The sequence below is a fragment of the Paenibacillus cymbidii genome, from assembly GCF_004764705.1.
GTDB lineage: Bacteria > Bacillota > Bacilli > Paenibacillales > NBRC-103111 > Paenibacillus_AN > Paenibacillus_AN cymbidii.
In genome coordinates, this window is record NZ_SHLX01000003.1 from 41,669 (window position 1) to 62,726 (window position 21,058).

Sequence of the window (21,058 nt, forward strand, 5' to 3'; positions counted from 1 at the left end):
GCCCGCGCACCTGCAAAATCGGTTCACCCACGCGCCATCGCCTCCTTGTCGTCGACCGGGCCGCGACTGCCGGCCGTAGCGCCTCCCTGCACATGCGCGGCGAACACCGGCGCCTCCACCTGCGGCGCGTCCGCATGGTTCAGCCAGCACGCCGCCGTATGGCCCGGGCCGATATGAAAATGCAGCGGATCGTGGTCGATGCATACGTTCATCGCATGCGGGCAGCGGGCGGCAAACGCGCAGCCGGCCGGCGGCGCATACAGATCGGGCGGCGTGCCCGGAATCGGCGCCAAATCTTCCTTGCGCATGCTGTCGAGCCGCGGCACGGAGCGCAGCAGCCCCCACGTATACGGGTGTCGCGCGCGGTAGAAAATGTCTTCGAGCGAGCCCTGCTCCGCGACTTTGCCGGCGTACATCACCACGACGCGCTGCGCCATATCGGCGACGACGCCGAGGTCGTGCGTAATCAGGATGATCGCGGCGTCCGTGCGCTGCTGCAGCTCTTTCATCAGCGCGATAATTTGCGCCTGGATCGTTACGTCGAGCGCGGTCGTCGGCTCGTCGGCGATCAGCAGCTTCGGGCTGCACGCCAGCGCGATCGCGATCATGACCCGCTGGCGCATGCCGCCGGACAGCTCGTGCGGATATTGCCGCACGCGGCCTTGCGGATTCGCGATGCCGACCAGCTTCAGCAGCTCGACTGCCCGCGCCTCCGCCTGCGAAGCGCTCATCCGCTGGTGCTTGCGCAGCCCTTCGGCGATTTGGCTGCCGATCGTCATCGTCGGATTGAGCGACGTCATCGGATCCTGAAAAATCATCCCCATCTCCGAACCGCGGATGCGCTCCATCTGCTTGTCGGACAGCTTGACCACGTCCAGCTTGCCGTCGAAGACGATCGAGCCTTCCTTGATTCGGCCGGGCGGCATCGGGATCAGCCGCATGATCGTCTGCGCCGTCACCGATTTGCCGCAGCCGGACTCGCCGACGATAGCGAGCGTTTCGCCCTTGTTCACCGCAAACGACACGCCGCGCACCGACTGCACTTCGCCGCCGTGCATCCGAAACGACACCTTCAAATTGTCCACTTGCAAAATCGGTTCGCCCATCGTGGCGCCTCCTTGCTTTTTTGCGCGCTTATTTGCGCATTTTCGGATCGAGCGCGTCGCGCAGGCCGTCGCCAAGCAGATTGAAGCTGAGCAAAATCAAGCTGAAGACGATTGTCGGATAAACGAGCCGGTGCGGGTAAAGCCGCATATACGTCGCGCCGTCGGACAACAGGTAGCCGAGCGATGCGAGCGGCACCCGAATGCCGAGGCCGATGAAGCTGAGGAACGCTTCGGTGAAAATCGCCGCCGGCACGACAAACGTCAGCTGCACGATAATAATGCCGAGCGCGTTCGGCACCAGATGGCGAAAAATAATCCGTCCCGAACCCGCGCCGAGCGTACGCGCCGCCAGCACGTAGTCCTGCTCCTTCAGCGTCAAAATCTGGCCGCGCACAAGCCGCGCCATCGGCACCCAGCCGGTAATCGAATAGGCGATAATGATGGTTGAAATGCCCGGTCCGATAAACATGATCATCAGAATCGTAATCAGCAGGAACGGGACCGAATAAACGATTTCGATGACGCGCTGCATGATGTCGTCGACTTTGCCGTCTTTGTAGGCGGAGATGCCGCCATAGATAACGCCGATGACCAAATCGAGCAGTGCCGCAACGATGCCGATGAACAGCGAGATGCGCGTGCCCCACCAGACGCGAACCCATAAATCTCGGCCAAAATCGTCGGTGCCGAACGGATGCGCCCAGGTCGGCTTTTGATTTTTGATCGGCAAATTGATCGTCTTGTAGTCGTAATGCGAGAAGAGCGGGGCCGCAATCGCCAGCAGCGCCAGCACAATCAGGATCGCAAGCCCCGCCATCGCCGGCTTGTTGCGGCGCAGCCGCTGCCACGCGGCTTGCCAGAACGTCACGGAAGGGCGCACGATCGTTTCGCAGCCCGCTTGTTTGTCCGCCGGAGCGAACGGTTCGTTGACCATTGCGGACACGTTACGACCTCCCTTTGCCAAGCCGGATGCGCGGATCGATCAAGCCGTACAGCAGATCGGTCAGGAACAGCACAACGACCAGAATCGCCGAGTAAAAAATCGTCAGCCCCGCGATCATCGTATAGTCGTTGGTCGATACCGATGAAACGAAATGCGTGCCGAGCCCCGGCACGGCGAATATTTTTTCCACAACGAACGTGCCTGTAACGACATTGACGAACACCGGGCCAAGAATCGTCACCACCGGCAAAATCGCATTGCGTATCGTATGGCGCCAGACGATCGACGAGCCGCTGAGGCCTTTGGTTTTGGCCGTTTTGATGTAGTCGTTGTTCAGCACGTCGAGCATCGACGTACGCATGAGCCGCGCCAGAATGGCGACCGTGCCGAACGAGAGCGCGATCGCCGGCAGGATGCGGTGCGCAGGTCCCGTCCACAAGCCGGGCGGCAGCCACTTGAGCTTGACGCCGATGTACAGCGACAGCAGCGGGCCGAGCACGAACGAAGGGATGGAGATGCCGATCACGGCGGTGACCATCGAGACGCGGTCGAGAAAACGGTTGTGGTTGAGCGCGGCGATCAGTCCGAGCGTCAGCCCCGCAACGATGGCGATGGCAAGCGCGAGCAGGCCGAGCTCCAGCGATGCCGGGAACGCCTGGCGAATCACTTCGGTCACGCGGCGGGCCGGAAACTGGAACGACACGCCAAGATCGCCATGCAGCAGATCGTTCAGAAATTTGAGGTATTGCTGCCAAATCGGCTTGTCGAGCCCGTATTGCTCGTACAGGATGCGCCGGTTCGCCGGGCTCAGCTTGGCCGACGCTTCCCCGAACGGGTCGCCCGGCAGCAGCTTCATCAGCAGGAACGTCAGCGTGGCGATCAGCCATAACGTAACGAGCATGTAGAACGTTCGCCGCAGCGTATATTTCAGCACGAAGCCCACTCCAATGCGGGAGAATAAAAGCAAAGAAAAGCCGTTCGCCGATAAAGGCTCGGGAACGGCCGGTCATGCAGCGGTTTTACCACAATAGAATTTATGAGGTTCCAGACGAAGCGGAGATGTCAAAATCTATTTGGCGATAAAACCTGCCTTTATACGCGGTCGCTCATCCTGAATGGCCTCGATAGAGGTTTTCTCATTTTACGTTGGCCCAGCGCAGCTCGAATTCCATGCCGTAGGACGGCAGGATGACGCCGTCGATATTCGGTTTCTTCAAATATACTTTCGAGCGGAAATAAAGCGGGAAGATGCCGGCTTCCTTCATCAGCAGCTTTTCGGCGTCGGCCAGCTCCTGCGCCCGTTTCGCCGGGTCCCGCTCCGTATCGGCCGAACGGATCAGACCGTCATACGTCGCATTGGAGTAGTCGCCGTAGTTGAACGCGCTGCCGGTCGTAAACATGTCGAGGAACGTCATCGGATCGTTATAGTCCGCGCCCCACAACGACAGCACCATCACGTAGTTTTTGGACATTTCCTTCTCGACGCGCAGCGCGTGTGGCACCGGTTCGGCTTGCACGTCGAGCTTCAGGTTCGTTTGCAGCTGGGAAACGATGTATTCGAGCGATTTTTTGGCCGTTTCCGTGTCGTCGCTCGTAATCGTCAGCTTCGGCAACGCCGGCATGTTCAGTTCTTTCAGGCCGTCGGCCAGGAGCTGCTTCGCCTTGTCCACGTTGAACATTTCCTGTGTGTCGCCGACCGTTTTGCGGAAGTCGTTGCCGTTGCCGTCGAGCGTGCCGGCCGGCACATAACCGGTGGACGGGACCGAACCGTTGGCGAGCGTCGAGTCGACCAGCCCTTTGCGGTCGATGGCGAGGCCGATCGCCTGACGGACTTTGGCGTTCTTGAACGCCGGCACTTTCGTTTCCTGGAATGTGATGTAGGAGCTTGTCAGCTCCGGCTTCAGCGTCGTGTCCGGCTTGCCTTCGTACAGCTTGATCTGGTCCGCCTTGATTTCGGTCAAGGTGGCGCCGCCCGTTTCGTACAGGTTAAGGCCGAGGTTCGTGTCTTTGACGATATTGACCGTAAATTTCTCCAGCTTGACGTTGGCAGCGTCCCAATACTTGTCGTTTTTGACGAATTCCATCGTCTGGTCGTGCGTCCAGCTGACGAGCTTGAACGGGCCGGCGCCGATCACCTTGTCTGCGTCCGCGCCGTTCTTTTCGCCGAGCGGCTCGATAAAGTCTTTTTTCTGCGGGAAGAACGTACAGAATGCCAACATTTGCGTAAAAAACGGCACCGGTTTTTCGAGCGTAATGACGAGCGTTTTGTCGTCTTTGGCGACGACGCCGAGCTCTTTTTGCTTCGCTGCCACTTCGTCCGGCGTTTTCGCCGCGGTTACGGCCGCGCCGCCTTTGATCCATTGCAGCAAAAACGCGTAGGAAGCTTTGGTCGCCTTGTCAAGCGTGCGTTGGTACGAATAAACAAAATCTTGCGCCGTCAGCGGGCTGCCGTCGGCCCAGACGAGCCCGTCGCGCAGCGCGATCGTATACGTCAGGCCGTCGGCGGAAATTTGCGGAAGCTCCTTGGCCAGCGCCGGCTGCGCTTTGTTGTCCCGATCGAGCCGGTACAACGATTCGCCGATCGCGTTAATGAACGTAAACGCGGCGTTGGAATTCGCTTTTGAAGTATCGAGCACGGGAGGTTCGGCGGAGTAATTGATTTTCATCTCTTGCGCCGGCGCTTTGCCGCCCGCATTGCCCGTTGTTCCTTCTTCTTTGTCTTTGCCGCAGCCGACGGCTGCCGTGCCAATGACGGCCAGCGCGAGCGCGGCGGTCACCCCTTTTTTCCACAACATGCAAAAGACCCCTCCTGATGATTAAGGTGCAGCCATACCGGCAAATATTGACCGGCAGTTCAGCCTTTGCAACTATATCGGGCGGCATCGCTTCCATCCAGTCCGTTTTGCTGGGATGAAAGGCGAATGCTGGACAGGTTAGTTTTTCATAGGATGTCGCGGCCACGGCGGATCTATGCGCTTTGCGGCGGCGGCGCGGCATGCGCGACGGCGCGATTGTGTGGTACAATGGGGAACGATTGCAGACGCAAGCCACAAGGCCGCTTGCTGCTTGCCGCTGGTATCGGCGGCGGGGGCGGTCCGGATTACATAGCGGGTTATCGACGAGGAGGCGCGTAGGATGGGAGACTTTGCAGGCGGCGAAACGATTCGGATCGGCATTATCGGAGCGGGGGGCATCGCACGGGATCGGCATATCCCGAATTTGCGCCAGTTGCCTGGCGTGCGGCTGGTCGGCGCGGCGAACCGTACGCCGGAGAGCGCGAAACGGGCGGCGGCCGAGTTCGGGCTGGAGCGGGCGTACGACGATTGGCGGCAGCTGCTGGACGATGATGGCATCGACGCCGTTTTTGTGTGCGCGCAGCCGTATATGCACCGGGAAATGACGCTTGCCGCGCTGGAGCGGGGCAAGCATGTGTTCTGCCAGGCGCGGATGGCGATGGACCTTGCGGACGCAAAACGGATGCTGGAAGCGGACGAACGCACGCCGCTGACAACGCAGCTGTGCCCGGCGCCGCATTATATGGCGGTGGAGCCGTATGTGCGCGAGCTGCTGGCGGAAGGGCGGCTCGGCGACATTCGCCATGTCGAGCTGGTGCACGCGAACGCGTCTCTGCTCGATCCGCAGGCGCCGCTGTACTGGCGGCAGCGCGCCGACAAGCAGGGCATCAATTTGCTCGACGTCGGCATCACGGCCGAAATCCTGAACCGTTGGTTCGGCACGGTCGGTCGCCTGAGCGCGCTGACGCGCACGTGGGTGAACGAGCGCCCTGCGGACGAAGACGGCCGCACGGCGGTGGAGTTGGCCGATTCGGTGACGATCATCGGCGAGTTCGCGGCGGGGGCGATGCTGACGGCGCTCTACACCGGCAGCGTGGCCGGCGGCAGCCAGCGGCTGACGATCTCCGGCTCGCGCGCGACGCTGACTTGCTTCCCGACGGAAGCGTTTGTGCTGCTGAACGATGGAGGCGGCGAGAAACGCGTGGATATTCCGGCCGAGCGTCTCGGCGTTTGGCGAGCGGAGGCGGAGTTCGTCCAGGCGATCCGCGAAGGCCGCAAAGGCAACCCGTCGCTGCGCGAAGGCATCCGCTACATGGCATTTTCGCAGGCGGTGGCGGATTCGCTGGCCACAGGGAAGTTGACGGAGCTGGAGCGGGTGTGAGGGAAGAGGCATTAATTGCGAAATAGGCCATGTTTTCACTGCCGGCTATTATGACGGCAACGAATAACAGGGAACAGAACACGCAGACGGCGGCACCCCAGGGCTACGCGATTCGTAGACTGGGGCCGTTTATGTTTCGTCGATGCAAGTCCGTCGTGCGGCGTTGGCGCGGTCGCAGCAGCTTCCTGTTGTAGCCGGAACGAGCTTGCATTATCATGATGTGGAAGGGAGGGACAAGGGTGTCTACTGTCAGAAAACAATCAAACCAATCAATCTTTATCCAGTATTTGTTATCCTATTTGCTGGTCCTGATTATCCCGATCATCGGCGGGGTCATGATGTACAGACAAATGATCGATGTTGTGGAGAAGGACGCCGTACAGTCGAATTTGGCGCTGCTTGAGCAGAGCAAATCCAGTCTGGAAGGACGCTTGGCGGAAGTCGACAATATTGTAAGGCTGCTCAGCCTGGATTCGAAGGTCACCCGGTTGCTCGCCGGCGGCAATAATATGTTCTACGATTACGAATTGAATCTGGTGCTGCGCAATTACAAGCTGACCAACAATTTTATCGATTCCATCCTTGTATACATCAATGATAGCGACAAGCTGATTTCAAGCGATCTTGTGATGGACAATCCCGGCCTGTACTACGGGACTTTGTTTCAGTATCAGGACCTCACTTACGAGCAATGGAAACGGTACATAGTCGGCAAAACCTATTACAAAGAAGTGCTGCCCACGGTCAACGTCAGCATTAACGGAAAGGAGGAGCCGAGACTGGCTTTTCTGCAAACGATTCCGATCAACAACTCAGGTGCTTCCGGAGCGATTATGGTGCTGATCAAACAATCCGAAGTGCAGAACATGATTCGCCCCGCCAAAGTCGAAGACGGATGGGTAACCATTCTGAATGAGTCGGAGTCGAGGTTGGTTGCTTACGGTGACATACCCGGGACGGTCAATTTTGATGCCGTGACGAAGGGCAAGTCGAACGAGGTCATGCAAAGCCGGCACCAGCTTATTTTTTCTGTATTTTCCCCGGATACGAAGTGGTCTTACGTGGCGGCGATTCCCAAGGATTACGTAATGGGAAAAGTAAATGCGATCAAAATGACGATCATCGCCATCATGCTAATTGTTATCGGGTTCGGCGTATTCGTATCCTATATGCTGACGAATCGCAACTTCCGCCCGATCAAGAAGCTGTTTGAGTTTGTCAAGGATAATCTTGGGAACGAAAATGGCCGAAAGTATTCCTTCGATTCGCTGCAAGGGTCGATTTCGGAGCTGCTGAACAACAATGAAAAGTTAAAGCTCGGGATGATGCAAAAAACGCCTTTGTTGAAAGCAGCTTTTATTGAAAGGGTTTTCAGCGGCAGAATCAACAACGGTGCGGAATTGCAGCTTGCGCTGGAAGGGGCCGAGTTGGTTTTGCCGGCTGCCGACTATGTTGTTTTCATCGTCAGAATCGACTCATACGGTGATGCATCGATCGACGAAACGTCGCTCGGGCTGAGCGCGGCCAAGGTCGTGTTCGAGAAAACGTTGACGGATGTCGCGGGCACCCAACTGCTTGTCCACGATTTCGAGGAAGATCGGGTGGCCGTGCTGTTTCCGCTGAATGCCGGAGACCAGGCGCACAACCGGGCTGAGCTGGAACGGCTGCTGAACGGTCTGCATTCCCGGTTGAAGGACAACAATGGCATTTCGACATCGTTCAGTGTCGGATCCGGTTGCCCGTCCTTGCTGGAAGCTTATCGTTCCTTTCGCGACGCGTTGGATGCGCTTCAATACGGCAGCGGAGGGAACGAGCGGATCGTTTGGTACGATGCCGGCCAGCAGGACCGTTATTACTTTTATTATCCGACCGATATGGAGAACAAATTAATCAATCTGCTGAAAATCGGCGACATTGCCGGCGTGACACGCCTTGTCGGGGAACTGCGGGAGGAGAATGTCTTCTCGCGCAAATTGTCGCGGGAAGTAACGGGTTATTTCCAGTCGGCCATCCGCAATACTTACGTCAGACTGGTTTCCCAGTTGGTCCGCGAAGACGCGGCGATCATCGACTGTCTGACGGAAGAAATCAAGTTGGCGGAACAAACGAAACGCGCGGAAGAGCTGCTCGAACAAATCCAGCGCGTCGCGCGTATTTTGTCCGAACGGATGAACGACAAGAAGCAGAAACAGACGAGTCAGCTTCGGGACCAAGTGATGGCTTACATTTGCGATTCGTTTGCCAATCCGAATTTGAGCCTGTATATGATCGCTTCCCGGTTCGGCATGACGGAGGTATACATGTCGCGCTTCTTCAAAGAACATGCCGGGGAAAACATTTCGCAATACATCGAGCGCATCCGCATGGAAACCGCCAAAAAACTGCTGGTGGAAACACAAACGTCGGTCAACGAAGTCGCGGAGCAAGTGGGCTATACGAGCGCACAAGTGTTTCGAAGAGCGTATAAGCGCGTGTATGGCACCGTCCCCAGCGCCAGAACGTAATGCTGTCTTCGTGGCAGTCACGACCCGCCATTCGCTCGCAGGCCAACTGCGTCCGAATGGCTTTTTGCGCTGCCTGGGATAAGAGAAGTATGTTCTGCAAGAAGTGTTTCCTTGGCGAGCCGCTCGTTTCATTGCCGTTTCGGTCGCCAGTCGTCAGAATTGTACGCAAAAGCGTCCCGCTGCAAGAACCGCCCCTTTTGCCTGCCGGACAGAGCATTATACTGAAGATGATTTACACGATGAAAGGTGGAGGATGAACAGGTGTTCAGGCGAACAAGATTAATTTGGCTGGCTTTTTTTCTGCTGGCGACGGGCGTCGCGTTGTTCGCGAGCGAACGGGCCATGGCGGCGGCAAGCGACAGGTATACGATGGATTTGAGCGGCACTTGGAGCTTCACCCCTGTAGGGGGGACAACGTCGACGATGAAGGTGCCGGATACGTGGGACCGGTACGAGGAGTTCAAGGATTCGACACAGGCCGCCTATGAGCGTACAGTCTATATTCCTGCCGATTGGGCGGGGCATACGATCCTCATCGACTGCGAGAAGATGAGCGCCAAGGCGGAGGTATATATCAACAACTCCGGAACTCCCGCCGGAACGCAGACCGGCGTTTTTATGCCTTTTACTTTCGATATTACTCCATACCTCACGCCAGGAGCCGATAATACGATCAAAATCGTCGTTACGTCGGACGGCTCCGACATCAGGGATGCGAACGGCAAACCGTTGTGGCCGGTTGGCTCCAATGCTTACAACAGATTCTACGGCCTTCAGGCGCCGGTTGTTTTGAAAGCGGTTCCGCAGGTGCATGTGGAAAGCGCCTTCGTTCGCACGTCCGTCACCGCCGGCGAAATTGCGATCGACTACGTCGTCCGGAACGACAGCGCGGCAAGCCGCACGCTGGTGTTGTCCGGGTCGGTTCGGCACAACGGAACGACGGAGAAGACGCTCGCCGACAGCGCACCCTTTACGGTAGGCGCCGGTCAAACGGCGACAATTACCGTTTCCGAGAGCTGGAGCAATGCCGTCCTGTGGTTCCCGGACAACCCGTATATGTATCAGCTTGCCGCAGCCGTCAAGGAAAGCGGAACGACGTTGGACACGTTCGAGGCGGTCAAGTTCGGCTTCAAAGAAGTGAAGGTGGATACGACGGCGGGGAATTTGCTCCTGAACGGCATTCGCCTTAATCTTCGCGGCGACTCCCCGGTGCTTGTCGGCCGCTCCGACAGCTTCTCGATGAAGCGGATCGAAACGGATATCGACTACGTCAAGATGATCGAAGAGTGGAAAGGCCTGAACATGAACGTCGTACGGAGCCACAAGGGCGAGTTTCCGGAAGCATTGCTGGACTTGTGCGACGAGATGGGCATGCTGGTCATTTCGGAAACGACTTTGTTCGGGAGCATCGGGCCATCGCTGTTTACTGCCGCCAACTGGCAGGCGGTGAAAGCCAATTCAATCGCATATTACAATGCCCGCATTCCGCGCATTCGCAATCATCCGTCGATCGTCTTCTATTCGCCGGCGAACGAGTTGTATGCGCTTCCTCATGCGACGTCGCAAGAAAGGAAGGATCTGGTCGACGCCGTCAGAGCGATCGACCCGACTAGGCCGGTTTGCCTCGATGGCGACTGGACGGCGGGCGGCGGGGTTACGCTTCGAAGCGACAGCCTCAACTCGCACTATCAGGGCGGATTCCATACGGACTATCCGGTGAACAACGATATTTACGGGCGGCTCAGCAATAAAATTACGAACAGTCTGATTATGGCCTATGGTGAATTCCTGATGGGCCAGAGCGGCGAGAATGGCGGCAACAACAGACCGCACACGGTTGTGGAGGTGCAGGCGATGCAAGGGCTGCAGTCCAGAGCGGCCCGCTACAAGGATTATGCCGATATACGGCCGTTCTCTCTCGATTGGGCCTGGAAGGAACATTCGCGCAGCCGGCTGCAGGCCGACATCCTGCGCAAGTCGTTCGCGCCGGTGGCGGTATTCGACAAAGAGTATGACCGCTTCGGGGTGAATCCGCTGCTGCACGCGACGGAATATCCGGCTGTCGCTTCCGGTGGAACGGTCTCCCGGACGCTGATTGTGTACAACGACGAGTTCAGCGATTCGAGTGTGACCTTGAAGTGGTACGCTTATTTTGGCGGCAGCCTGGTGGCGAGCAACAAGTACAGCTTAAGCGTGCCTTTGGGCGGCCATGCGGAGCAGAACGTAAGCTTCACGGCTCCGGCGGGCAACGGAAATCTTGTGTTTCGGATGGAGGCATGGAAAGGCGGGAGCCTGAAGTTCGACGATACGCGGCATTTCAAGCTTGGCAACGGCGGAGACGATCTTGCGCCGGGCGCTGTCGCCAATCTGACTGCCCATTCGCCGACGGAAACGTCAGTCGTGCTGAACTGGAACGCGCCGGGCAATGACGGGATGTACGGAAGGGCAAGCTTTTACGATATCCGCTACGCCACCGCGCCGATTACGGCCGCAAGCTGGCCGGATGCCGTTCAAGTGCCGAATGTCGTTCCGCCATCAGCCGCACTCGACGAAGAGAGCATGGAAATATTCGGCTTGTTGCCCGGCACGACGTATTATTTCGCTATCAAGTCCTTTGACGGGAGAAATACATCCGGGCTTTCCAATGCGGTCAGCTTGTCGACGGTTGCCGAAGGATATGTCGGCCGGATCGCGGCCATGGCGGCCAAAAGCTCCTCCGGCGATGCGGTCGAACAGTGGACGGACGATCTGGCCATCACCACCGTCGACCAGGGGTATGTGACACCGGCGGGAGGTACGGATCCGTCGGCGGGTCTCAAGTATACATTTCTGAATTTCGACATCGCGGCGATCAGCGATGCCGACAACGTTTATCTCAAGCTATTCTATAAAGGAAATGCAAGCGGCAAAAATGCGGATTTGACCCTCTACGGCATCGACGACACGAGTTGGACCAATGCGACGGCATTTACGCAATCCGGCTTGCCTGGCATCCGCAGAGGCTCGAGTATGGTCGACGGCGACAAAGGACTGCATTTTATCCGCATGCAAAGCTTGGCGAACGGTTCGGTCGGCAAGTACGTGACGATCGATGTTACCGAATATGTAAAGAGTCGCCTGAATGCGGGCCAAACCAAAGCCGCCTTCATGCTGTACGGCTTTAATATGTACTGGGACGATCAGGATTACGTCGGTTATTTTGCCGGTATTAACGAAACGGGGCATGAGCCGGCGCTGGTCGTGAAGTCGGGCCAGCCTGCTTCTTGGTCTGTCGGAACGTGGGCCGCAACCGATCCGGATGCGAATGCGGCCATCGGAACAAACGCCACTGCTTCCACGACATATAGTTCCGCCGTAGTGGCCGCGCAAGCGGTGGACGGTCAGCCTTCGACCTGGTGGACGGCCTCGTCCGGCGCGTATCCGCAATGGCTGCAAGTGGATCTGGGAGAGCCTTTCCTGCTTCGGGCGGTGAAAGGGGATTTCAACTACGACGGAACGACGTATTACAAGCTCGAAGGCTCGCTCGACAACGTCAACTGGACGACCGTGGCGGATCGGACGACGACGGGGGCGGTGCGGTTTTTCGAGGAGAAAATGAATGGAGCTGCTTATCGTTATTTGAAGCTGACCGGGACTGGCAACAGCAATGGCCATTGGATGCGAATCGCGGAACTGGAAGTTTACGGCCGAAACGCGACACCGCCTCCGCGGGATCTCGCCCGATTCAAGGCGATGCTGGTTTCCAGCAAGTACAATGACGGCGTGAAAGGGTCCAAAGCGTTCGACGGTCTCCCTTCCACGTGGTGGACGGCGTCATCGAGCGCCTATCCGCAATGGATAAAGGCCGACTTGATCGATCCCCGCACATTGGGCTCCGTCAGCGGGGAAATCCGGCAGACAGGCGCGAATATCGGGACCAGCTATTACAAAATCGAAGGCTCCAACGACAATGCCAACTGGACGCTGCTGAGCGACAAAACCTCGACGGGGACGCAGAAAACGATTCAGGATACCGTGGAAGGCACCTACCGCTATGTAAGATTGACCTTGACGGGCAATACTGTCGGCCAATGGGCCAGCATTCCGACGCTGGAGTTCTATGGAGGTCTGCAGGACAATTCGGGCTTCGAAGCCAATCAGGCCGCTACCCAAACGCCGGACGGATGGAGCGAGTGGGTTAACGGCAATGTGGCTGCTTCGCTTACGGAAGCTGCGAATCCGCGGTCGGGCGGCTACAATCTGGCACATCGCGGCACAAGCGCATACAAGACATTGACGTACCAGACGAAGACGGGGCTTCCGGACGGTCTTTATACGGTGAAAGCATGGGTCAGAAGCAGCGGAGGTCAGAACCAGGCAAGGATGATCGCCAAAGACTACGGAGGCGCGGATCGGTTCGTCAACATACCGGCCACGACGACGTATACGCAAGTCACGCTTGCCGACATCGAAGTGACGCATGGCACGTGTGCGATCGGGTTCTGGTCGGATGCCCATGCGAACGAATGGATCACCGTGGACGATGTGGAGTTTTATCGGCAATAACAAGCCGATTGCAGCCGATAGAACAGGCTCGATCGCCGCGCATGCGGAGGTCGGGCCTTGTGATAACCGGCGGAAGTTAAGCGGCGTATGGTATGCAACAAACGTTCCTTCACGTAACCGCGGGGCAAAATGGCCAAAAGCCTCTCCTGCAACAATTGTCTCTTTTCGAACCGGATGCAATTCCCTATAGTGAAACCAACGAACAGTCTCGCGAGCTGCTTGCTGCAATTGCTTGCCATTGCATACTGTATGAAGAAGGTGAAAGAGCGTTTGAGTGATCTTGCGAACAGATCCGGAATGGGCCGGACGATCGCCGGGATGCCGGTTCCTGCCAAGCGGCTGAGCAAGACGGGCAAGGCGATATGGCGCCACTGGGGATTGTATTTGATGCTATTGCCTCCCGTTGTTTACGTGCTGGTGTTTAAATACGTACCGATGTACGGGATCCAGATCGCCTTCCGGGATTTTTACCCGACCGATGGAATATGGGGAAGCGACTGGATCGGCATTGCCAATTTCGAGCGGTTTTTCTCTTCGTTCGTCTTTTGGCGGCTGATTCGAAACACCCTGGGGATCAGCATTTATTATTTGCTGGCTACGTTCCCGCTGCCAATCGTATTGGCGATCGGGCTGAGCGAATTGCGCAACCGTTTCTTTCAGAAAACCGCGCAGCTGGTGACGTATGCCCCGCATTTTATTTCGACCGTGGTTATGGTGGGGATCATCGTCCAGTTTTTGTCCCCCCATGGCGGCATCATCAACAATATGATTGTGGCGTTGGGCGGCAAACCGATTAATTTTATGGGCGAACCGGCTTACTTCAAATCGTTGTACGTCTGGTCTGGCGTCTGGCAGAACGTAGGTTATTCCGCGATCATTTACATCGCGGCATTGACGGGAATCGATCCGCAAATTCACGAAGCTGCCGTCATTGACGGAGCGAGCAAATGGAAGCGCATTCTTCATATCGATATTCCGTACATTCTCCCGACGGCGGTCATCCTGCTCATCTTATCCGTCGGCCATATGATGAACGTTGGCTTCGAAAAAACGTATTTGATGCAGAACACGATGAACATCAGTTCCTCCGAAGTCATATCCACTTACGTGTACAAGGTCGGGCTGCTACAAGGCGATTTCAGCTATTCGACCGCGGTGGGCTTGTTCAATTCCGTTGTCAATCTGGTGCTGATCCTTGCCGTCAACCGGGCGGCAAGACGGTTCGGCGACACGAGTCTATGGTAGGGAGGAGCGGTGGAATGAAGACGCGAATGAAACGCAGCCACTCGGACAACTTGTTTGACTTTTTCAATGTGTTATTCATCGGAATTCTGGTGCTTGTCATCGCTTATCCGCTGCTCTTTATCGTGAGCGCGTCGCTCAGTTCGCCGTACGCCGTCGTGTCCGGCAAGGTGTGGCTCCTGCCGGTGCAGTTCACTTGGCGCGGGTACGAGGCTGTATTTCGGAACGATCAGGTGCTGATCGGCTATGCGAACTCGGCGTTCTATACGATCGTCGGAACGCTGCTGAATGTCGCCATGACAGTGTTTGCGGCCTATCCGTTATCGAGAAGGAGCTTGAAGGGACGAGGGTTGTTCACCTTTCTGTTCGTCTTCACCATGCTGTTCTCCGGGGGGCTGATTCCGAGCTACTTTCTGGTCAAGGATCTCGGCCTGATCGACACGCGGCTTTCCTTGATATTGCCCGGCGCCATGGCGATCTGGAATATGATTATTACGAGAACTTACTTCCAGACGACGATTCCGGAGGAGATGTACGATTCGGCGCAAGTGGACGGCAGCGGAGACATCCGGACGTTCTTCCGCATCATTCTGCCGGTTTCCGGTCCGATCCTGGCCGTGAATGCTTTGTTCTATGCGGTGGGGCATTGGAACAGCTACTTCGATGCGCTGCTGTACATCAAGCGGGCAAGCTTGTATCCTCTTCAGATCGTATTGCGCAACATTCTGATCGTCAATTCCGCCGACATGACGATGATCGCCGATGTGAAGGAAGCGGCCGAACGCGAAGGGCTGATCGAGCTGCTCAAATATTCGTTGATTGTTGTGGCGAGCGCGCCGGTATTGATCCTGTACCCGTTCGTGCAGAAGTATTTTGTCAAAGGCATGATGATCGGGTCGGTTAAAGGATAGCTGCATTGACGGGTAGTCTTCGTCTCTGGAGAATAGAAGATCATAGGGCAACCATAAAGGGAGGATTCACATGTACAAACATGCGGCAAAAATCGGGTTCGGCTCGCTTGTTTTGGCCGTGCTGCTGGCAGGCTGCGGCGGGTCGGGGACAAAATCGGCGGAACCGTCAGTCAAACCGGCCGAAAGTGCGAACGGATCGGCGCCGGGTACGTTCCCGATCACGAAAGAGAAAACGACGATGCGGGTATTTGCGGCGCAGAAGGCAACGATCGAAAACATGGAAACGAACGCATTCACCAAGATGTACGAAGACAAGACCAATGTGCATATTCAGTGGGAGCTGTCGCCGGAGAACGCATTGGCGGAGAAACGGAAGCTGTCGCTGGCGAGCGGCGATCTGCCCGACTTCTACCTCGGCGCCAACATTGCCAAGGACGAAGAAATTTTATACGGCTCGCAAGGAATTTTTCTCCCGCTTAACGATCTGATCAACAAGCATACGAAATGGATCAAGGAGACGCTGGAGTCGGACCCGATTGTGAAGCAATCGGTGACGGCGCCCGACGGCAACATTTATTCGCTGCCGTTCGCGCAGAACACCTTCCATGCCACGTATCCGAGCAAATTGTGGATCAACTCGAAGTGGCTGAAAAAGCTGAACCTGCAGATGCCGACGACAACCGACGAGTTGTATAAAGTGCTGAAAGCATTCAAGGAAAACGATCCGAACGGCAACGGCAAGAAGGACGAAATCCCGTTCATGGCGGAAGCGATTACCGGCGGGTACGGATTCATCGACGTGCTCATGAACTCGTTCATCGGCTACGGCGGCGCCGAGCCGACGATGCGCCTCTTCATTAAAGACGGCAAGCTGGATGTCGCCTACAACAAACCGGAATGGAAGAAAGGCCTGGAGTTTCTCAGAAAGCTCTACAGCGAAGGGCTCCTCGATTCCACCGTCTTCTCCGCTACGAATGCGCAAGTGAAGCAATTGGCCGAGAAGGCGGACGCGGAAACGATCGGCGTCTTCGTGGCCAACTGGCCGGGCGTCTATTTCAACGCGGCCGGAACGCGCGTCAACGATTATTCGCCGGTGGCGCCGCTCAAAGGGCCGGACGGCGTGCAGTCCGCGATATGGACGCCGTATATCAGCTCGTCGGGTCAGTTCGTCCTGACGAAATACGCCAAGGATCCCGTGGCGGCGATTCGTTGGGCGGACTGGTTCTACAGCCGCGAAGGCGCACTTCAGGCGCGGATCGGACGGGAAGGGATCGAATGGAGGGCCGCGAACCCGGGCGAACTGAACGCTGCGGGCAAGCCGGCGACCTGGACGAAACTGGCGCCGATCAACACGACCCAGAACTTCTTCTGGTCGCAATGGAATACGGCGATGAATTTTCTGATTCAAGGCGAACAAACGGCGGCTGACGACATTTACAGTCCGGCCGGTCTGGAGAAACGGCTGTATCAGGCGACGTTGTTGTATGAACCGTATAAACCGAAGGAAGTGCTGCCAACACTCTATATTCCGGCGGATGAAACGAAAAAGATCGTGCAATCGAAGACGGATGTCAAAAGTTACGTGGATGAATATATCGTTCGGTTCGCCACAGGCGAAAAGGACCTCAGCAAAGACTGGGACGCCTACTTGAAAAACTTTGACAACCTGGGTCTCAAAGAGGTCATCGCCGTATATCAGAAGGCTTATGATAATTTTAAGAAAAACAGTAAATAAATCACAGGCTCAGGGAGGAAGCGGGAGTTGCGTCCGCTTCCCCTTCGCGAAAAACGAGGGCAAACGGAGGAGAAAAGTCAGATGTTAGCTTGGGAAGACTTGTTTGCGTTGAAGCGAAGCGATTATTTCCGCGCGTCCTTATCCGGCGAAACCGGGCACCATCGCAGCTATTATGCGGCCAAGCCCAGGTTGAAGGAAGGGAATGGCGACGAATGCAGCTTGTCGTTCGATATTTCCAACAACCGGATCCAGGCTTCCTTGGGGGCGGACGGGGCAATCCGAACGGTGTGCATGATCCGGTCCATTCAGCCTTGTCTGAGCGAAAAGCTGCGAGGCACCTTCGTCGAGAAAGAGCCTTATCTTTGCGGACCATGGACATTCGATCTGCGCAATGACCGGGAAGAGCGGTTGGAACGAACCGGCATTACGACCGAACTGATCGAAAATATTGTTCCGCTTACGACGTTTGCTGCCGGTTCGCTTGCCTGTGCAACGCTGGCCTTTGCGCCGCTTGCGCCGAACGGGGCGGACGCTCCTGCCGGCATCGTATACGCGCTCCATTTACACAATCGAAGTACGGCGACGACGACAGGTTCGATTGAGCTGGTTGGCAGGACTCCGAAGCGGGAATGGTCAGCGGATGAAGGTGCCGCCGCCGACGCTTGGCAATGCGAAGTCGTTGGGCTCGATCATGCGGATGCGGCATGCGAATCGGTGCCTTACTTGCTGCAGCCGGGCGAGTCGCTGCTTCTTCCGCTGGCGGTCGTATGCGGAGCGAACCGCTCCGAGACTGCAGGAACGGCGGAGCTGCTCCGCAGCAAGCCGATCTTGGCATGGCTGTCCGACACGCTGGACGATCAGCGGGGCCGACTGGGCAAGCTGACCGTAACGGGCGAGCCCTATTATGCCGATTCGTTCGTGCGCATGGAGGAATTGTGCCGGCAATCGCTTATGCGGCTTCGGGACAATACGATGGCCGGCGGTTTTCTGGGCAGCAACACCTACGAAGAGGGCGATTTCAAAAATCGATTCGTGTGGATGAAGGACACATTCTACGCATCGCTCGCGATGACCGCTTTCCGTCCGGAGCTGGGCGAGCAAGCGATTCTGTTTTATTTGCGCTGGGGGGTTTCGACGAAAACGTTCGGCCGTGGCGTCGAACGTTTTCCCGATGCCGATCCGGTTACCCATTCGTTGTCGAACAGTCTGAGCGGGCTCATTCTGGCGGCGTCCTATTACCGGGCCAACGGAAACACGCGCTTCTGGGGGGAACATCCCGAAGTGTTCGGGCAGGCGCAAGCCATACTGGAACGCGTGCTGCAATCCCGGTTGTACCCGGACATTTACTTGTTTCCAGCGATGTATATATCCGACGGGGATGCGCGGGGGGATTTTCATACCGGTTCCAATGTGCTGGTATGGTACTCGCTTCGGGGAATGGCGCGGCTTGCCCGGGACGTGTACGACAAACGGGAACTTGCCGACGAGTGGGAGGCAACAGCCGCAAGGGTGAAGCGGGATATCGAGTCTTATTGCAGAAGCAAAGGTGTGCTCGGCGAGCAATATTTCGAAGGCGCTTATGCCGACGGGAGCTTCGTGGCCTGCCATGACGGCGAAGAAACGGATGTCGCGTTGATGCCGTACTACGGCTTTACGGAGTCGGACGATCCGGCTTTGCTTCATTTCTCCCGACTGGCGCTTACGCCGCATAATCAGCTCTACACCAGAGCGGTCGACGGCGTCGCATGGCTGGACTCGGGGTATTGCTCCGCTTCCACGTTCCCGGCGTTCGTTACCGCAATCGCGGGAGCCGGCGACGAGAGTGCGCTGGCGCATGCGCTGGAGCGGATTCGGCGGTTGACGGATCTGGACGGTTCGATCTGGTGGTGGCCGCATGGCCTGGACAGCGATGCCCCCGCCAACGTCCAGCGGCAAATTGCGAAGTGCTGCTGGGCTGCATCGGTCTACGTTCTGAAACTGATGCACGATTTGTTCGGCATCCAGGTCGATGTTCCGGCGGCTACGGTTGCCTTCCGCCCCTTTGCGCCGTGGCCGCAGTTCGAATGGACCGGCTGCTCGATCGGCAGCGCCGCATTCGATTTGTATTACAACCGATCCGGTCAAACGACGACGGGTACAATCATTAACCGCTCGGACAATACTTATGAAGCGCGAATCGAATTGACGCTGCCTGACCATGTGCTTCCGCTGGCATATCGAATCAACGATATCCGGCACAGCGAGGACCGGGTCCGCTTTCGCAACCGCTATTCGCGATCCAGTTACGTTGCGCTGATGAAGCTGGCTCCCGGCGAATCGCTGACGTTCGAGGTGCAGTTTGCGGGGGGGGGGGGGGGGGGATGACCGGAAACAGTGACCGTTGACCGCGCCGCTTTGTCGCTGCCTTAACGTCATCTCCTATTTATGGTATTGTTAATGCAGATCGCACTCCTCAATATGATCAATAAAGAGCAATAGGAGCTTCCTGCAATATGACGTTGTTACCGATGATCGTCAAGCTGGCCGCCATAGCGGTAACGGCCCTTTGCGCGGCGGTGCTTGTCCGCCGCATGATGCCGGGGCCGGTCAAGCGGTTTGCGCTCGCCGCCGGCAGGGGCGAAGGAACGGAAGCGTACCGGCCGCTGGAGGCGAAGGAGCTGTGGAAGCTGGTGATCGGGCTGTTCCTGGTCACCCGGCTGCTCATCGCAGCCGCTTCATTAAGCTATGCCGCGGCAACGCTTCAGCCGGGCCAGGATCTTTGGTGGAACCTGGGCCTCTGGTGGTTCGAGTACGACTCGTATCATTACATCAACATTGCCGAACACGGCTACGCGGCGGCCGGGGAAGACGCGAAGCTGATCGTCTTTTACCCGCTGTATCCGCTGCTCGTCAAGCTTGTTTCGTTCGTGATCACGAATGTGTATGTCGCGGGTATCGTGGTATCGAATGCGTGCCTGTTGATCGCCATGTACTTCCTCGTTCGGCTGACCGAACTCGAGTGGCGGGATCGGGAGACGGCGGTTTCCGCCGCCAAATATGCGGTTCTGTTCCCGTTCTCGTTCTTCTTCACGATCATTTATACGGAATCGTTGTTTATTCTGTTATGTATCTTGTGCTTCTACTGCCTGCGCCATTCCAGATGGCTGCTTGCGGGCATGCTTGCGATGCTGGCCGCCTTGACCCGGAATCAGGGCGTGCTGCTTGCGCTGCCGATGGTGATCGAGATGGCCGCCTCGCAGATGGGGTGGCCGCTGCTTCGCGAGAAGCGGTTCCGCGAGTGGGGAAGACGCGTATGGCCGACTGTGCTGTATGCAGCCATGCCTGCGCTCGGCATCGGCCTGTATTTGCTGCTGAACCGAATCGTCACGGGCGATTGGTTCGGGTTTCTGGCTCATCAGAAGTCTTATTGGGGGCAAACGTTCGGCTTCTATGCCGATAATCTGGCCGAGCATATGAACCGCGCCCTGACGTATCGCCGGCCGCTGTTTACCACCGGCGTTTATGCGCCGCAAATGGTCATGTTTTTCATCGGCTTCGTACTGCTGATCTACATGGCCAACAAGGCCCGGCTGTCGTACCTGTTGTTTTCGTTTGCGTATTTGATTGTCTCGTACTCCGCCAGCGCCATGCTGAGCGGGGCCAGGTACGTAAGCGGCATGTTTACGCTGTACATGTTTCTGGCGTATTTGTTCGGCCGTATGAAGATGAGCAACCGGCAGTATGTCGACTGGGCGCTGTTGTTTGGGTTGCTTTTCTTCACGTGCGTGTTTGGGCTTAATTACGTGTTTTGAAATAAGCCATGTTTGATTGGCTATTGCGTCAAAAATGGCGGGCAGCTGCTGAATAGCCAGTGAAATCGCTGGTTATTTCGTTAAAATGTGCGTTTTCGGGGCAAT

12 protein-coding genes are annotated in these 21,058 nt (G+C 56.9%); 8 read left to right on the top strand and 4 right to left on the bottom strand.

What is annotated here, in order from left to right; genetic code table 11:
- Nucleotides 1-23 precede the first annotated feature (23 nt).
- The 4 genes from EXY20_RS05620 to EXY20_RS05635 all read right to left on the bottom strand — a co-directional run bounded on the left by EXY20_RS05620 (nt 24) and on the right by EXY20_RS05635 (nt 4,844).
- Nucleotides 24-1,106: an ABC transporter ATP-binding protein gene (locus tag EXY20_RS05620; RefSeq protein ID WP_135548557.1), complete on the bottom strand. Its 1,083-nt coding sequence runs from the start codon at nt 1,104-1,106 to the stop codon at nt 24-26.
- A gap of 28 nt (nt 1,107-1,134) precedes the next feature.
- Nucleotides 1,135-2,040, bottom strand: coding sequence for an ABC transporter permease (locus EXY20_RS05625; RefSeq protein WP_135549108.1), 906 nt, complete (start codon nt 2,038-2,040; stop codon nt 1,135-1,137).
- Between the two features lie 10 nt (nt 2,041-2,050).
- Nucleotides 2,051-2,983: an ABC transporter permease gene (locus EXY20_RS05630; protein ID WP_135548559.1), complete on the bottom strand. Its 933-nt coding sequence runs from the start codon at nt 2,981-2,983 to the stop codon at nt 2,051-2,053.
- A gap of 202 nt (nt 2,984-3,185) precedes the next feature.
- Nucleotides 3,186-4,844 (bottom strand): peptide ABC transporter substrate-binding protein, encoded by a 1,659-nt coding sequence (locus EXY20_RS05635; RefSeq protein WP_135548562.1) that lies wholly within the window; start codon nt 4,842-4,844, stop codon nt 3,186-3,188.
- Nucleotides 4,845-5,184: 340 nt separating this feature from the next.
- On the opposite strand from EXY20_RS05635, the gene EXY20_RS05640 reads away from it, so the two are divergent.
- The 8 genes from EXY20_RS05640 to EXY20_RS05675 all read left to right on the top strand — a co-directional run bounded on the left by EXY20_RS05640 (nt 5,185) and on the right by EXY20_RS05675 (nt 20,953).
- Nucleotides 5,185-6,225: a Gfo/Idh/MocA family protein gene (locus EXY20_RS05640; RefSeq protein ID WP_135548563.1), complete on the top strand. Its 1,041-nt coding sequence runs from the start codon at nt 5,185-5,187 to the stop codon at nt 6,223-6,225.
- A gap of 239 nt (nt 6,226-6,464) precedes the next feature.
- Nucleotides 6,465-8,729, top strand: coding sequence for a helix-turn-helix domain-containing protein (locus EXY20_RS05645; protein ID WP_167859011.1), 2,265 nt, complete (start codon nt 6,465-6,467; stop codon nt 8,727-8,729).
- Nucleotides 8,730-8,990: 261 nt separating this feature from the next.
- Nucleotides 8,991-13,274 carry a discoidin domain-containing protein gene (locus tag EXY20_RS05650; RefSeq protein WP_135548567.1) on the top strand — a complete coding sequence of 1,428 codons (4,284 nt, stop codon included), beginning with the start codon at nt 8,991-8,993 and terminating at the stop codon, nt 13,272-13,274.
- Nucleotides 13,275-13,571: 297 nt separating this feature from the next.
- A complete protein-coding gene (locus EXY20_RS05655; RefSeq protein ID WP_135549111.1) occupies nt 13,572-14,519 on the top strand; it encodes an ABC transporter permease in 948 nt (315 codons plus the stop codon).
- 14 nt (nt 14,520-14,533) lie between these two features.
- The gene (locus tag EXY20_RS05660; protein ID WP_135548569.1) at nt 14,534-15,427 is read left to right on the top strand and encodes a carbohydrate ABC transporter permease; all 894 of its coding nucleotides are present in this window, start codon (nt 14,534-14,536) and stop codon (nt 15,425-15,427) included.
- 70 nt (nt 15,428-15,497) lie between these two features.
- Nucleotides 15,498-17,162, top strand: a complete 1,665-nt coding sequence (locus EXY20_RS05665) for a type 2 periplasmic-binding domain-containing protein (protein ID WP_135548571.1) — start codon at nt 15,498-15,500, stop codon at nt 17,160-17,162.
- 81 nt (nt 17,163-17,243) lie between these two features.
- Nucleotides 17,244-19,526 carry a glucosidase family protein gene (locus EXY20_RS05670; protein WP_135548573.1) on the top strand — a complete coding sequence of 761 codons (2,283 nt, stop codon included), beginning with the start codon at nt 17,244-17,246 and terminating at the stop codon, nt 19,524-19,526.
- A gap of 128 nt (nt 19,527-19,654) precedes the next feature.
- Nucleotides 19,655-20,953: a mannosyltransferase family protein gene (locus tag EXY20_RS05675; protein ID WP_135548575.1), complete on the top strand. Its 1,299-nt coding sequence runs from the start codon at nt 19,655-19,657 to the stop codon at nt 20,951-20,953.
- Nucleotides 20,954-21,058 lie beyond the last annotated feature (105 nt).